The sequence below is a fragment of the Streptomyces aidingensis genome (assembly GCF_900112355.1).
Taxonomy (GTDB): domain Bacteria; phylum Actinomycetota; class Actinomycetes; order Streptomycetales; family Streptomycetaceae; genus Streptomyces; species Streptomyces aidingensis.
The window spans coordinates 124,478-140,385 of the sequence record NZ_FOLM01000012.1; the positions used below are offsets into that span (position 1 = coordinate 124,478).

Here is a 15,908-nt window from a genome sequence, read left to right on the forward strand (position 1 = left end):
CGACCGAGGTAGAGATGCACGCAGAAACCGACCACCACGACTCCGCGCGCCCGGCCGCCCCGGCCGCCGGCGAGCCCATCGCCATCGTCGGAATGGCGGGCCGGTTCCCCGGTGCCTCGGACACCGGGGAACTGTGGACCCTGCTCTCCGAGGGCGGCAACGCCATCCGGCCCGTGCCGGCCGACCGCTGGGACGCCGCCGCGCAGCTCGACCCCGAGAAGCAGATCCAGAACGTCGGCGGCTTCATCGACGGCGTCGACGCCTTCGACCCTGCCTTCTTCGGCATCTCGCACCGCGAGGCCGCCGATGTGGACCCGCAGCACCGGCTGGTGCTGGAAACCGCCTGGCGGACCCTGGAGGACGCCGGGATACCCGCCACCGCGCTGCACGACTCGGCCACCGGCGTCTATGTCGGCACGGTGTGGCACGACTACGAGCTGCTGCGCAAGAACAGCGGCGCCCCGCACACCCAGCGCAGCGCGGTCGGCGAGGCCATCGACGTGATCGCCGCCCGGGTCTCCTACTTCCTGCGGCTGACCGGCCCCTCCCTGACCCTGGCCACCGGCTGCTCCTCCTCCCTGGTGGCGCTGCACCTGGCCGCCCAGGCGATCCGCGCCGGGGAGATCGAGGGCGCCATGGTCTTCGGCATCAACCTCATCCTCACCCCCGATGTGTCGGTCGGGCTCACCCACTTCGGCGGCCTGTCGCCGGACGGCCGCTGCGCCGCCTTCGGCGCGGGCGCCAACGGCTTCGTCCGCGGCGAGGGCGTGGCCGGCGTCTATCTCAAGCCGCTCTCCCGGGCCCTGGCGGACGGCGACCGGGTGCACGCCGTGATCGCCGGCACCGCCGTCAACAACGACGGCGGCGGCGACAGCCTGGTCACCCCCCACTCCGACGCCCAGGAGGAACTGCTGCGCCGGGTCTATGAGGACTCCGGCGTCTACCCGGACTGGCTCGCGTACGTAGAAGCACATGGCACCGGCACCAAGCGCGGAGATCCCGTGGAGGCCGGAGCCATCGGCCGGGCGCTCGGACAGCGGCGGAACACCGCCGCGCCGCTCCCGGTCGGCTCGGTGAAGTCGAACATCGGCCACCTGGAAGGTGCCTCCGGTCTGGCCGGCCTGTTCAAGATCGTGCTGGCCTCCCAGCACCGGGTCGTGCCGCCCAGCCTGCACGCGGAACAGCTCAACGACACCATTCCGTTCGACGAGCTGAATCTGCATGTGGTGCGCGAGCCGCTGCCCCTTCCGGAGGAGGGGCCCCTGTACATGGGCGTGAACTCCTTCGGCTGGGGCGGCACCAATGCCCACGTCATCATCACCACCCCGCCCGAGCGGGCCGCGGCCGGGAACGGGAACGGGGCCGGGAACGGGGCCGGCGCCGCCGGCGGGCCGGTGCTGCTGCCGGTCTCCGCGCACAGCAAGGACGCGCTGCGCAGCCGCGCCGCCGGCCTGCGCGAGTGCGTCGCCGCGGGCGGCACCCCGCTGGCCGAACTGGCCGGCACCCTGGCCTGGCGGCGGGACAGCTTCCCGCTGCGGGCCGCCGTGGTGGCCGCGGACGGCGGCGCCGCCGCGGACCCCGGGCCGGTGCTGGCCGCCCTGGACCGGCTCGCCGCGCCGGCCGACGCCGCCGGTGCCGCCGGGGCCGAGGTGCCCGGCCTGGTCACCGGCACCGCGCGGGAACACGGCCGGACCGCCTTCGTCTTCCCCGGCCAGGGCTCCCAGTGGGCCGGCATGGGCCGCGAGCTCTACGCCGGCAACCCGGCCTTCGCCGCCGTCATCGACGAGTGCGCCGAGGCCCTGCGGCCGCACACCGACTGGGACCTGCGGGAGGTGATCACCGGCGCGGCCGGCGACGGCTGGCTGGAGCGCAACGACATGATCCAGCCCACCCTGTGGGCCGTGTCGGCCGGCATCGCCGAACTGTGGCGGCAGGCCGGTGTCGAACCGGATGTGGTGATCGGCCACAGCCAGGGCGAGGTCACCGCCGCCACCGTGGCCGGCATTCTCTCCTACCAGGACGCCGCGCTGATCATCGCCCGGCGCAGCGCCATCGCCCGCCGGGTCTCCGGCCGCGGCCGGATGCTCGCCGTGGACCTGGGCGCGGACGCCGCCCGCGAGGCCCTGGAGGGCTTCGAGGACCTGGTCTCGCTGGCCGTCTCCAACGGCCCGACCAGCAGCGTGCTCTCCGGCGACACCGACGCCGTGCTGGCCCTGAAGGAGATCCTGGAGGCCGAGGACGTCTACTGCCGCCTGGTGAACGTGGACTACGCCTCGCACAGCCCGCAGATGGACGAGCTGCGGCCCGCGCTCGCCGAGGCACTGGCCGCGGTCCGGCCCCGGCGCGGCCGGGTTCCGCTGATGTCCACGGTGCGGGTGGCGCAACTGGCCGGCGAGGAGATGGACACCGCCTACTGGGTGGACAACCTGCGGCAGCCGGTGATGTTCGCCGACGCGCTGGGCGCGCTGCTGGCGGACGGCGTCACCCATGTGGTGGAGATCAGCCCGCACCCGGTGCTGGCCCCGGCGATCGAGCAACTGGGCGCGGCGGCCGGCGGCCCGGCGCCCGCCGTGCTCACCTCGCTGCGCCGCAAGCAGGGCGCGCCCGCCGATCTGGCGCTGTCCTTCGCCCGCGGCTATGTGTCCGGGCTGGAGCCGTTCGGCACCCTGCCGCGCGGGGCGTCCGCGCCGGTGCCGGGCTATCCGTGGCAGCGGTCCCGGTTCTGGCTGGAGACCGGGCGGCGCCGCGCCGCGGCCGGGGCCGGCGCCGGCGAGCAGCTCACGCTCAGCCCGTCGGTGACCGAACAGGACGTCTGGCAGGGCGAATTCGAGACCGGGCCGGACAGCGCCCCATGGCTGTCGGACCACCGGGTGGACGACGCGGTGGTGCTGCCGGGCGTGGCCATGCTCGGCCATGCGCTGGCCGCCGCCCGCGCCCGGTACGGCAGGCTGCCCACCGCGCTGAGCGATGTCGCCTTCACCGGCGACCTCACCTTCGGCGAGGGCGACGCGGCCGTCGCCCGGATGGGCGTGGTGTGGCGGGACGACGTCACCGAGGGCGGCGGCTTCACCCTGCTGTCCCTGCCGGACGGCGTCCCGGCCTGGACCGAGCACGCCACGGCCCGCGTCTGGCAGAACGCCGCCGCCGGGGACCCGCCCGCCGCCTTCCCGGCCGGGCTGGCCGAGGGCGGCGAGGCCGTCACCGCCGAGGACTTCTACGCGGCCTGCGCGGCGCGCGGGCTGAACTACGGCCCGGCCTTCCAGGGCGTCACCGGGCTGCGGCGGGACACCGCGGAGGTGCTGGCCCAGGTGGTGCTGCCCAAGCGCTGCCGGGCCGGTGCCCGGGCGCACGCCCTGCATCCGGCGCTGTGGGACGCGGCGCTCCAGGCCGTGCTGGCGCTGTGCGCGGAGGGCGTCACGGTGGTGCCCACGGCCGTCCGCCGGATCGAACTGCACGGCGCCCTGACCGGGTCCGCCGCCGGGCCGGCGACCGAGCCGGAGACCGAGCCGGTGACCGAGCCGGTGACGGAGGTCTGGTCGCACGCCGTCGAGATCCCCTGCGAGGGCGGCGAACAGTGCTTCGACGTGCGGCTGTACACCGCCGGCCGGGAGCCGCTGCTCACCATGACCGGCGTGCGGATGCGCCCGCTCACCGCGGGCGCCGCCGACCGCGACGACACCGAGCGCGAGTACCGGCTGGCCTTCGTCCCCCAGCCGCGCGGAACCGCCGCCGCGAGCGGCGGCGGGGAGTGGCTGGTGGCCGGCGGCGATGCCCGGGCCGGGGAACTGGCCGGGGAGCTGGCCGAGGCGCTGCGGGCGGCCGGGACCACCGCCCGGGCGGCCGCGGAGATCAGCGGCGACACGGTGGCCGGGGTGCCCGGGGTGAGCGGGGTGGCGGTCATCGCGCCGGACGCCGGGGCCGGACTGGACGCGCAGCGGGCCGCGCTGGCGCGGCTGCCCGAGGCGGTGCGGGCCGTGACCGGCCGGCCGGGCGGCGTCCGGCTGGCGCTGGTCACCGTGCGCGCCCAGTCGGCCGCCGCGGCCGGCGACGGCGCGCCCGACCCGGGCGGCGCCCTGTTCTGGGGCTTCGGCCGGGTGCTGCGCCGGGAGCACTCCGAACTCTCCCCGCTGCTGCTGGACATCGCCCCCGACCAGCCGGGCTGGGCCGCCGAGTGCGCCGCCGAACTGCTCGCCGACGACGGCGAGGACCAGGTCGTGCTGCGCGACGGCCACCGCCTGGCCGGCCGGCTGCTGGCCGGCCCGCCCGCCGGCGACGAGACGGACGCCGCGCCCCGCGCGCCCTGGCGGTCCGGCCCCCAGCCGTTCCGGCTGGCCGCCGCCCGCCCCGGCCGCTGGGACGGCCTGGAGTTCCGGCCGCTGGCCCGCCGCGCCCCCGCGCCCGGCGAGGTGGAGATCGCGGTCACCGCCGCCGGCCTCAACTTCATCGACGTGATGAAGGCCATGGGCACCTACCCCGACCCCACCGGCGGCGCCGGACTGCTCGGCGGCGAGTGCGCCGGGCGCGTCGTCGCCGTCGGCGAGGGGGTCACCGGCCTCGCCCCCGGCGACCGGGTGGCGGCCTGCGTCATGGGCGCCATGGCCTCCCATGTCACCGTCCGCGCCGACCATGTGGTGCCCGTCCCGGACGGCCTCCCGGACGCCGACGCCGCCGGTCTGCCGCTGGCCCTGGGCACCGCCTGGTACGGGCTGGTGGACCTGGCCCGCCTGGAGGCCGGGGAGACGGTGCTGGTGCACTCCGCCGCCGGCGGGCTGGGCCTGGCCGCGGTCCGGGTCGCGCACGCCCTGGGCGCCACGGTGATCGCCACCGCAGGCACCGAGGCCAAGCGCCGCCACCTCCGCGAAGAGCTCGGCATCGAGCATGTCTTCGACTCCCGCGGCCTGGACTGGGCCGAGGGCGTGCACGCCGCCACCGGCGGACGCGGCGTGGACGTGGTCCTCAACTCCCTCACCGGCGCCGCCATCCCGCTCGGCCTGGCCGCCCTGGCCGAGGACGGCCGGTTCGTCGAGGTCGGCAAGAAGGACATCTACTCCGGCCGCACCATCTCCCTGGGCGAGTTCCGCAAGGGCATCAGCCTGGCCTCGGTCGACCTGGCCGGGCTGCTGGACCGCCGCCCCGAGCGGTTCGCCAGGCTGCTGGCCGCCGCCTGGGACGAGGTGACGGCCGGCCGGATCACCCCGCTGCCGCGGCTGGAGCGGGAGTTCGCCGGGGCCGCCGAGGCGCTGCGCGAGATGTCGCACGGCACCCACATCGGCAAGTTCGTGCTCACCGGCCCCGAGGCGGTGACCGGCATCGCGCCCGAGCCGCTGAACCGGGGCGCGTTCCGCTCCGACGGCAGCTACCTGATCAGCGGCGGCCTGGGGGGCCTGGGCCTGTCCCTGGCCGGTTTCCTCGCCGCCCGCGGCGCCGGCGGCCTGGCCCTGCTGGGCCGCTCCGCGCCCGGCCCCGAGGCCGAGGCGGCCATCGCGCGCTGGCGGCGGCAGGGCGTCCGCGTCCAGTCCTACGCCTGCGACGTGGCCGACGAGAACGCGGTCCGCACCGCGCTGGCCCGCGTCCGCGAGGAACTGCCCCCGCTGCGCGGCGTGGTGCACGCCGCCGGCGTGCTGGACGACGCCACCGTCGGCAACGCCACCCCCGAGCAGATCGCCAGGGTGCTGGCGCCCAAGGTGGACGGCGCCCGCCATCTGGACGCGGCCACCGCGGACGATCCGCTGGACATGTTCGTCCTGTTCTCCTCGGTCGCCTCCCTGATCGGCAACGCCGGGCAGGCCGGCTACGCGGCCGGCAACGCCTACCTGGACGCACTCGCCGAGGCCCGGCGGCACGCCGGACGCCCGGCCCTGGCCGTGCAGTGGGGCCCGTTCGCCGAGATCGGCCTGGCCGCCAAGGAGGACGTGCGCGGCGCCCGGCTGGGCGACCGGGGCATGTCCAGCTTCCCGGCCGAGGACGGCTGGGCCGCGCTGGAACGCTTCCTCGGCCAGGACCGGCAGGTCGTCGGCTATATGCCGCTCAATCTGCGGCAGTGGTTCGACGCCTACCCCGACACCGCCGCCCAGCGCACCTGGGAGGTGCTGCACAACTCCCTGAAGGAGAACGGCAGCCGGGCCGACGGCGGCGGCGCCTTCCTGGCCCGCTATCTCGCCGCCGGCGAGGAGGAGCGGCTGTCCCTGGTGGAGACCCGGGTCCGGGAGAACCTCGGCCGGGTGCTGCGCCTGGACCCCAAGGACATCGACCGCGAGACCCCGTTCAAGGCGATGGGCCTGGACTCCCTGATGAGCCTGGAGCTCCGCAACCGCCTGGAGGCCTCCTTCGGCCTCACCCTCTCGCCCACCCTGCTGTGGACCTACGGCACCTCCCGCGCCCTGTCCGGCGCCATCGGCGAACGCCTCGGGCAGCAGACCGCGGCCCGGGCCGGCGACGGGAGGGGCGACCGGAACGGAACCGCAGCCGAGCCCGCGCCCGAGGCGCGGCAGCAGGACGACCGCCAGCAGACCCTGGCCACCGTGGCCTGACGAACCCTCAAGGACGTGTCACCGATGACGAACGGCACCACACCCGGCGCCGCAGCCCAGGAGGGCGCCGGCTCCGGCTCCGGCCGCGCCACGCCCCTCACCCGGGCGATGGCCACCATCAAGTCACTCAAGGCCCAGCTCGCCGAGCGCGGCGAGGGCGAGCCGCTGGCGATCGTCGGCATCGGCCTGCGGCTGCCCGGCGGCATCGAGGACCTGGACGGCTACTGGGCGGCGCTCAGCTCGGGCGCCGACCTGGTCCGGTCCCGGCCCGGGCACCGCATGGGGCCGTTCGCCGCCGAGTGGGCGCACCTGCCCAGCCGGGGCAGCTTCCTGGACGAGGTGCTCGACTTCGACGCCGCGTTCTTCGGCATCAGCCCGCGCGAGGCCCGGGCCATCGACCCGCAGCACCGGCTGCTGCTGGAGGTGGCCTGGGAGGCGCTGGAGCACGCCGCGCTGCCGCCCGCCCGGCTCACCGATGCCCGGGTCGGCACCTATGTCGGCATCACCGGCCGCCAGGACTACGCGGACTGGCTGACCGGCGAGGACCCCGACAGCACCTATGCGGCCACCGGCAACGGGCACAGCTTCGCGGCCGGCCGCATCGCCTACAGCCTGGGCCTGACCGGCCCGGCGGTGGCGATCGACACCGCCTGCGCCTCCTCGCTGGTCGCCGTGCACACCGCCGCCCAGGCGCTGCGCCGCGGCGAGGTGGACGTGGCGCTGGCGGGCGGCGTCAACCTGGTGCTGTCGCCGGGCTCCACCCGGGTCATCGAGCAGACCCGCTCGCTCTCCCCGGACGGGCTGTGCCGGGCCTTCGACGCCCGCGCCAACGGCTTTGTGCGCGGCGAGGGCGTCGGGGTCGTCGTGCTGAAGCGGCTGGACCACGCCCGGCGGGACGGCGACCGGGTGCTGGCGGTGATCAAGGGCACCGCCACCAACCAGGACGGCCGGTCCTCCGGCTTCACCGCGCCGAACGTGCTCTCCCAGACCGGCCTGCTGAAGGCGGCCCTGGCCGACGCGCAGCTCTCGCCCGCCGACATCGGGCTCGTCGAGGCGCACGGCACGGGCACCTCGCTGGGCGACCCGATCGAGATGGAGGCCATCGTGGAGGCGCTGGGCCGGCCCGGCGGCGGCTCGCCGCTGCACGTCGGCTCGGTCAAGACCAACATGGGCCACCTGGAGGCGGCGGCCGGGGTGGCCGGCCTGATCAAGGCCGTGCTGTGCGTGCGCCACCGGGCGGTGCCGCCGCTGGTGCACTTCCGCACCCTCAACCCGCGGATCGACCTGGACGGCACCGGCGTCACGCTCTCCGGCGAACTGCGGCCCTGGGACGGCGGCGGCTTCGCGGGCATCAGCTCCTTCGGCATGGCGGGCACCAACGCGCATGTCATCGTGGGCCCGGCCGAGGACCGGCCGGAGGCCGGCGGCCCCGCCGCGGAGCCGGTGACCGGCTTCACCCTCTCCGCCCGCACCCCGGAGGCGCTGCGGGAACTGGCGGCCTCCTACGCCGACCATCTGACCGGTGCCGCCGGAGCCGGGGACCCGGCCGGGTACGCGGCGTTCGCCTGGACCGCCACCCACGGGCGGGCCGCCCTGCCGCTGCGGGCCGAGGTCACCGCGGACAGCCCGGCGGCGGCCGTCGAGGCGCTCAACGCGCTGGCCGACGGCACCACCAGCCCGGCCGTCACCCTCACCGAGACCGACGGCGACGCCGCCTCCCCGGCGGCCCCCGCCGGGACCCGGCCGCCGCGCCGGGTGGCCGACCTGCCGCACTACCCCTGGCAGCACCGCCGCTACGCCCCGGCCACGGCCACCCCCGCCGCGGACACCGGGGCCGCCGGAGCCGCCGGGGCCGCCGCGGACTCCGCTCCGGAGGGGCAGCCCGCCGGCGCACCGCTGTACGAACTGGACTGGCAGGAACTCCCCCTGCCCGCCGCCGGCCCCGGCGCGGCGGAAGCCGCCCCGCGGCTGGTGCTGGCCGGTGACGACGCCGGGCTGCTGGAGGCGCTGGCCGCGCAGGCCGGCCCCGCCGGCACCGTGCTGGGCCCGCAGGGGGTGGCCGTGCCGGAGGGCTGGGAGCGCGGCGCGCTGCCCGCCGACGACGACGCCTGGGCCGCGTTCTGGGCCGCCCGCCCGGCAGCCGGGCCGGTCGCGCTGGTGCTGGCGCTCGCCGCCCACCCGCTGCCCGACAGCCTCGACAGCCCCGACAGCCCCGACGGCGCCGACGGCGCGGCCGACCCGGCCGCCGCCGGGGGCCGGCTGCTGGCCGCCGCCACCACCGCCGTGCGTGCCCTGCTGGTCTCCCCGGTCACCGGCCGGACCCTGCTGCTGACCCGGGGCGCCCGGCAGGTCACCGGCGCCGACCCGGTCCCGGCCACCGACCACGGCCTGCTGCACGGCCTGGGCCCGGTCCTGGGCCTGGAGCTGGGCGCCGCCTTCGCCGGCGTCACCGACCTGCCCGCCGAGCCCACCGCCGAGGACGCCCGCGCCGCGCTCGCCCTCGCCCTGCACGGCGACAGCGCCGAGGACGCCACCGCGGTCCGGGCCGGCCGGGTGCTGGCCGCCCGGCTGCGGCCCACCGAACCGGCCGGCCGGCCCGGCGGCCTGCCGGTCACCGGTGACGCCACCTATCTGCTCACCGGCGGTCTGGGCGGCATCGGCCGCGAGATCGCCGCCGATCTGGTGTCCCGCGGCGCCCGCCACCTGCTGCTGCTCGGCCGCACCGCCGAGGCGGAACTGCGGCCCGGGGCGGCCGCCGCGCTGAGCGCGCTCCGGGCGAGCGGCGCCGAGGTCCGCTACCTCGCGGCCGACACCGGCTCGGCCGCCGAACTGGCCGCCGCCTGCCGCGCCGGCACCGAGGGGCTGCCGCCCGTCCGGGGCGTGGTGCACAGCGCCGGCACCCTGCCGCAGGCCGCGCTGGCGGACGCCGGAGCCGAGGACTTCGCCACCGCGCTGCGCGGCAAGTTCTCCGGCGCCTGGTGGCTGCATCTGCTCAGCCGCGACTGGGAGCTGGACTTCTTCACCCAGACCTCCTCGGTCTCCGCGCTGTGGGGCAACGAGGGCCGCGGCGGCTATGCGGCGGCCAACGCCGGTCTGGACGCCCTCACCGCCCACCGCGCCGCCGCCGGGCTGCCCGCCGCGGCCGTGGCCTACGGCACCTGGGGCCTGGCCGGCATGGCCGACGAGGAAAAGCGCCGCAAGCTGGCCCGGATGGGCATCACGGATCTGACGCCCGCCCAGGGCTGCGCCGCGCTGACCGCCGCCGCGCCCGGCCCCTCCGGTCATCTGGTGGCCGCCGCCATGGACTGGCCGCGCTTTGTCTCGGTGATGTCCTCGGTCCGCCGCCGGGCGCTGTACGAGCGGCTGCTGCCGCAGGCCGCGGACGGCTCCGCCGCCGGTTCCGCGGCCGGCCCGGCCGGCGGTTCCGCGGCGGACCCGGCCGGCGACCGGTCCGGTGCCCGGGCGGAGCTGCTGGCGCTGCCCGCCGACGCCCGCCCGGCCGCGGCCCGCGCCCTGGTGGCGCGGCTGGCCGCGCCGATCCTGGGCCACGACGACCCGGCCGCCGTCCCGGAGACCGCCGGGCTGTTCGGCCTCGGCCTGGACTCCATCATGGCCGCCGACCTGGCCAAGGAGATCACCGACGCGGTCGGCCTGGTGCTGGACGCCACCGATGTCATCACCAACGCCACCGTCGCCGCGCTCGGCGACGCGGTGGCCGACCATGTCACCACCCACGGCACGGACCGGCCCGCCGGGGCGGAGCCCGCCGCCCGGCGGCGCCCCGCGCCCGCACCCGGCGCGCCCGCGCAGCCGGCCGGCGAGGACGCCGCCGCACCCGGGCCGGGCGGCGGCGGGCTGTGGTCAGAGCCGGTGGCGATCGTCGGCATGGCCGCCCGCTTCCCCGGCGCCGACTCCACCGAGGAGCTGTGGGAGCTGCTGCGCACCGGCACCGACGCGGTCTCCACCGTGCCCGCCGACCGCTGGGACGCCGCCGCCCTGCACGCCTCGGGCGACGAGCGCCGCACCGGCACCGTCTCCACCGACCAGGGCGGCTTCCTCTCCGACATCGCCGCCTTCGACGCCGCGTTCTTCAACATCCCCGGCCGGGAGGCGGAGAGCCTGGACCCGCAGCAGCGGCTGCTGCTGGCCGCCGCCTGGCACGCCCTGGAGGACGCCGGCACCGACCCGCACAGCCTGCGCGCCACCCGCACCGGGGTGTTCGTCGGCATCTCCAACTCCGACTACGCCCGCCATCTCCAGGAGGGCGGCCTGACGGGCCTGGACGCCTACTACGCCTCCGGCACCGCGCTGAACGCCGCCGCCGGACGCATCGCCTACACCCTGGGGCTGAACGGCCCGGCCATGGCGGTGGACACCGCCTGCTCCTCCTCCCTCACCGCCCTGCACCTGGCGGTGCGCTCGCTGCGCACCGGGGAGTCGGACGCCGTGCTGGCCGGCGGGGTCAATGTGCTGTCCTCGCCGGAGACCTCGGTGGCGGTCAGCCGCGCCCACATGCTCTCCCCGGAGGGCCGCTGCAAGGCGTTCTCCGCCGACGCGGACGGCTTCGTCCGGGCCGAGGGCGTGGGGGTGCTGGTCCTCAAGCGGCTCCGCGACGCCCACCGGGACGGCGACCGCGTGCTGGCCGTCATCCACGGCACGGCCCTGAACCAGGACGGCGCCTCCTCCGGGCTGACCGTGCCCAGCGGCACCGCCCAGCAGGCGGTCATCACCGCAGCCCTGGACGACGCCGGAGTCGCCCCCGCCGAGGTCTCCTATCTGGAGGCGCACGGCACCGGCACCTCGCTGGGCGACCCCATCGAGCTCAAGGCCGCCTGGGCGGTCTACGGCCGAGACCGCAAGGCCGGTGACCCGCTGCACGTCGGCTCGGTCAAGTCCAACCTGGGACACGCCGAGTCCGCGGCCGGCATGGCCTCCGTCGTCAAGACGGTGCTGGCGCTGCGCAACGGCCGGCTGCCGGCCTCGCTGCACTGCGAGGAGCTCAACCCGCACGTCCCGTGGGACGACATGAACCTGCGGGTGGTGGAGGCGCTGACCCCGTGGCGGTCCCGCAAGGGCGCCCGCAGGCTGGCCGGCATCTCCGGCTTCGGCTTCACCGGCACCAATGCCCATGTCATCGTCGGCGAGGCCCCGGCCCCGGCCGAGGAGGCGGTGCCGCGGGTCGTCACCGACACCGAAGGACCGTTCCTGCTGCCGCTGTCCGCGCCCGACCCGGCCGCCTTCGAGCGGGTCGCCGACGCCTGGCGGGAGCGGCTGGCCGAGCCGGACGCCGCCGGCCCCGACGCCACGGCCGCGCTGGCCGCCCTGGCCCGCACCGCCGGCTCCGGCCGCGCCCACTTCCCGGTCCGCCGCGCCCTGTCCGGCTCCACCGCCGGGGAACTGCTGCGCTCGCTCGGCACCGACGGCGGCGAGGTCACCGGCCCGGGCCGGCCCAAGGTGGCGTTCCTGTTCACCGGCTCCGGCAGCCAGTACTTCGGCATGGGCCGCGAACTCTACGAGACCGAGCCGGTGTTCCGGGAAACCCTGGACGACTGCGACCGGGTGCTGTCCGGGCTGCTCGGCCTCTCCCTGCCCGACCTGATGTGCTACGGCGTGGACGAGGAACTGCTCCACCGCATCGAGTACGCCCAGCCCGCCATCGCCGCCCTCCAGCTGTCGCTGGCCGAGCTGTGGGCGTCCTGGGGCATCACCCCGGACGCGGTCACCGGCCACAGCGTCGGGGAGATCCCGGCCGCCGTGCTGGCCGGGGTGCTGGACCGGGAGTCCGGCCTGGCGCTGGTGGCCCACCGGGCGCGGCTGATCGCCGCCACCGGGCCCGGCGCCATGCTCTCCCTGACGGTGCCGCCGGAGCGGGCCGCCGAGCTGATCGAGGGCCGCGCCCTGGACATCGCCGCGGTCAACGGCCCGGCCTCCACGGTGGTCTCCGGCGCGGTCGAGGACATCGCCGCGCTGGAGGCCCGGGCCAAGGCCGGCGACCTCGGCAAGGTCCGCACCGCCCGGCTGGCGGTCTCGGTGGCCATGCACTCCCGGCTGGTGGAGCCGGTCGCCGGGGAACTGGGCGAGTTCACCGAGGGGCTGTCCTTCGCCGCCCCGCGCATCCCGGTGATCTCCAACCTCACCGGCGCGGTGGCCGGGCCGGACACCTATGACGCCGGCTACTGGCCGCGCCATCTGCGCCGGCACGTCCGCTTCCACGAGGGCGCGGCACAGCTCGCCGGTCTGGGGACGGACATCTGTCTGGAGATCGGCCCGGACCGCACCCTGGTCAATCTGCTGGCCGCGGCCCGGCTCACCCCGGACGGCGGCGCCCACCCCTCGCTGCGCAAGCGCCGCAGCGACCGGGCGGCCATGCTGGAGGCGGCCGGCGCGCTCTACGAGCGGGGCGCCGATCTGAACTGGACGGCGGTGCAGGCGGCCACCGGCACCGGCCGGGCCCCGGCGCCGCGCTACCCGTACGCGCCGACCCGGCACTGGACCTCCGTCACCCCCGCCGCCCGCCCGGCGGCCGGCGCCGGGGCCGGGGAACCCGCGGTGGCCTCCGCGGTCGCCGCCGACGGCACCCGCAAGCTGCACTGGGGCACCGAGCTGCGCTCGCCCGTGCTGGGCGGGGGCCGGCTGTTCACCCTGGAGCGCAGCGCCACCGCCGACGCGTCCTTCCCGGCCTTCCTGACCCACCACCGCATCGACGACACGGTGCTCACCCCGGCCTCCTCCCATCTGGCGTCCATCCTCTCCGCGCTGGGCGGCGGCGGACGGCCGCTGGTGATGGAGGACTTCGTCTGCCCGCACCCGCTGGTCATCAAGGACGGCGAGCGCTACGACGTGCAGATCACGGTCGAGCCCGAACCGGCCGAGGGGCCGGGCGCCGGCTCCGGCCGCCCGGTCGGCGTGCACAGCCTGCTGGACGCCGAGCGCGGGGTGTGGACCAGGCATCTGCACGGACGCCTCGGCGACCAGGCGCCCTCCGCGCCCGCCGTGGACCGCCGGGCGTTCATCTCCGGCGCCGACCGCTATGTCGACGGCCACACCTTCTACACCTACTTCGCCGCCCTGGGCTACAACCTCGGCCCGTCCTTCCGCTGGATCTCGGACGTGTGGGTGCGCGGCGAGGAGGCCCTGATCCGCTACACCGTGCCGGAACTCCCCGACGAGCTGGGCGACTACGAGCTCTACCCGGGTCTGATCGACTCGCTGTTCCAGTCCATGGCCGCCTTCATGGTGGACGACGAGATCCACTCCGCCGCCACCCTGTCCATCCCGTTCTCCGCGGCCCGGCTGTCCTTCCCGGCCCGGGGCGCGCACCCGGACGAGATGTGGGGCCATGTGCTGGTCCGGCACGCCGACCCGCTGCCGAACGGCCGGCTGCGGGTGGATCTGGCCGATCTGCACATGTTCACCTCCGACGGGCAGTCCACCCTGGTCGCCGACCACTTCCGGATCCGTGCCGCCCGCCGCGCCACCCTGCGGCAGAGCCTGCGGGACGGCCAGGCGGGCGCCCACCGCACCACCTGGATGGCCGAGCCCCGGCTGGAGGGCCGCGGCACCGCGGGGCGCACCCTGGCCCTGCTGGGCGGCGACACCCCGGACGGCCGGCGGGTGGCCGAGGCCCTGGCCGCGCACGGCCACACCGTGCAGCAAGTCCCGGCCGGGACGGCCGCGGCGGACGCCGCCGTGGACGCCGTGGACGCCGTTGACATGGTGGTCGATCTGCGGCTGCCGGAGCAGGAGGCGGAGACCTCGGCCACCGCGGCCATGACCGCGTCCCTGGCCCTGGCCGACACCCTGCGCGGCATGCCGCGCCGCACCCCGTATGCGGTGCTGGCCCGCGGCACGGCCGCCGCGGCACCCACCCGGGAGGCCCTGTTCGGCCTGCTCACCGCGCTGGAGACGGAGGACGCCGAACGGCGCCTGGTGCGCGTCACCCTGGACGACGGCTGGCGGCCCGACGCGGTGGCCGGCACCCTCGGCCGGCTGCTGGACGACCTCACCGGCGACGGCGGTGACGGCGGCGGCTCCGACGCGGAACTGCGGGTGGCCGTCGGCGCCGAGGGGGTGCGGGTGGCCCGGCTGACCGCCGCCGCCGCGACCGGCGAGGAACCGGACTGGACCGGCGGGGTGCTGCTCACCGGCGGCCTGGGCGGCCTCGGCCTGAGCGCCGCCCGGATGCTGGCCCGGCAGGGCGCCACCGTGCTGACCCTGATGGCCCGCCGGGAGCCGGGCGAGGCGGCCCGCGCCGTCATCGACGAGCTCCGGGCCGGCGGCTGCGCCGTGGAGGTGTTCACCGGCGATGTCTCCGACCCGGCGGACTGCGCCGCCGCGGTGGAGGCGGCCGGCCGGCACGCCCCGCTGACCGCGGTGCTGCATCTGGCCGGCGCCACCGCCGACCGGGCCTTCGACCAGCTCACCCCGGAGGACTTCGAGACCGTCTTCGCGGCCAAGGCGCGCGGCGCCGAGAATCTGGCCCTGGCCGCCGGCTGCCAGTCGCTGAAGGCGTTCGTCCTCTACTCCTCGGCCGCCGCGGTGCTCGGCAACGCCGGCCAGGCCAACTACGCCGCCGCCAACGGCTACCTCAGCGGCCTGGCCACCGCGCTCCGCGACCAGGGCGTCCCGGCCACCGCCGTCGAATGGGGCCCGTATGTGCCCGTCGCCGGCGGCGGCATGGCGGACTCGGCGGCCATGCGCCGGGCCGTGGAGAAGCTGGGCATCGAGCCGCTGGACGACGAGACCGCCGAACCGCTGCTGGCGCTGGCCGCCGCCGACGACGAGGCCCGGCTGCTCGCCGTCAACCTCGACCCCGTGCGCTACACCGAGGCCCTGGGCGGCCACCCCAGGGCCCGCTACGCCGCCGAACTCGCCCGGTCCGCCGGGGGGCGGGACGCCGCCGCGGGCCGCGGCGGCGAGCCGGGCGGCGACGGGGACCGGCCGCGCGGCTGGCTTCGCGAGCGGCTCACCGCCCTGGAGCCGGACGACCGGGACACCGCGCTGCGCGCCGTGCTCACCGAGGTGGTGGGCGAGATCCTGGGCGAGCCGGACGCGGTGGCCGATCCCAACCGCGGCTTCGAGGAGGCCGGCCTGGACTCGATCATGGTGCTGGACCTGGGCGATCTGCTCTCCCACGGGCTGGACACCGAACTGCCGTCCACCGTCGCCATCGACTACCCGACCGTCCGTGAACTGTCCGCCCACCTCGCCGACCTGCCCGGCCTGCTGGGCGCCCCGGCCGAGCCCGCCCCGGCCGCGGCTCCGGTCGCGCCCGAGCCGGCTGCGGCACTCTCGCTGGCGGACCTCACCGACGAGGAACTGCTGCGCGCCGTCCAGAACGATCTGACCGCCGGCCTGTGACCGCCCGGCCGGCCGTGA

The 15,908-nt window shown here is 76.9% G+C and carries 2 protein-coding genes; both read left to right on the top strand.

The features are described 5' to 3' along the window. Positions 1–14 precede the first annotated feature (14 nt). Entirely contained in the window at positions 15–6,530 is a 6,516-nt protein-coding gene (locus BM242_RS20685) for a type I polyketide synthase (RefSeq protein WP_093840386.1), read from the top strand. A 24-nt stretch (positions 6,531–6,554) separates the two neighbouring features. Beyond that, complete coding sequence (locus tag BM242_RS20690) at positions 6,555–15,890, top strand: type I polyketide synthase (protein ID WP_093840387.1); 9,336 nt, start codon at positions 6,555–6,557, stop codon at positions 15,888–15,890. The last annotated feature ends 18 nt before the right edge of the window (positions 15,891–15,908 follow it).

Coding starts and splice junctions, on each gene's coding strand:
- BM242_RS20685 (WP_093840386.1), top strand. CDS start 15: ATGCACGCAGAAACCGACCACCACGACTCCGCGCGCCCGGCCGCCCCG.
- BM242_RS20690 (WP_093840387.1), top strand. CDS start 6,555: ATGACGAACGGCACCACACCCGGCGCCGCAGCCCAGGAGGGCGCCGGC.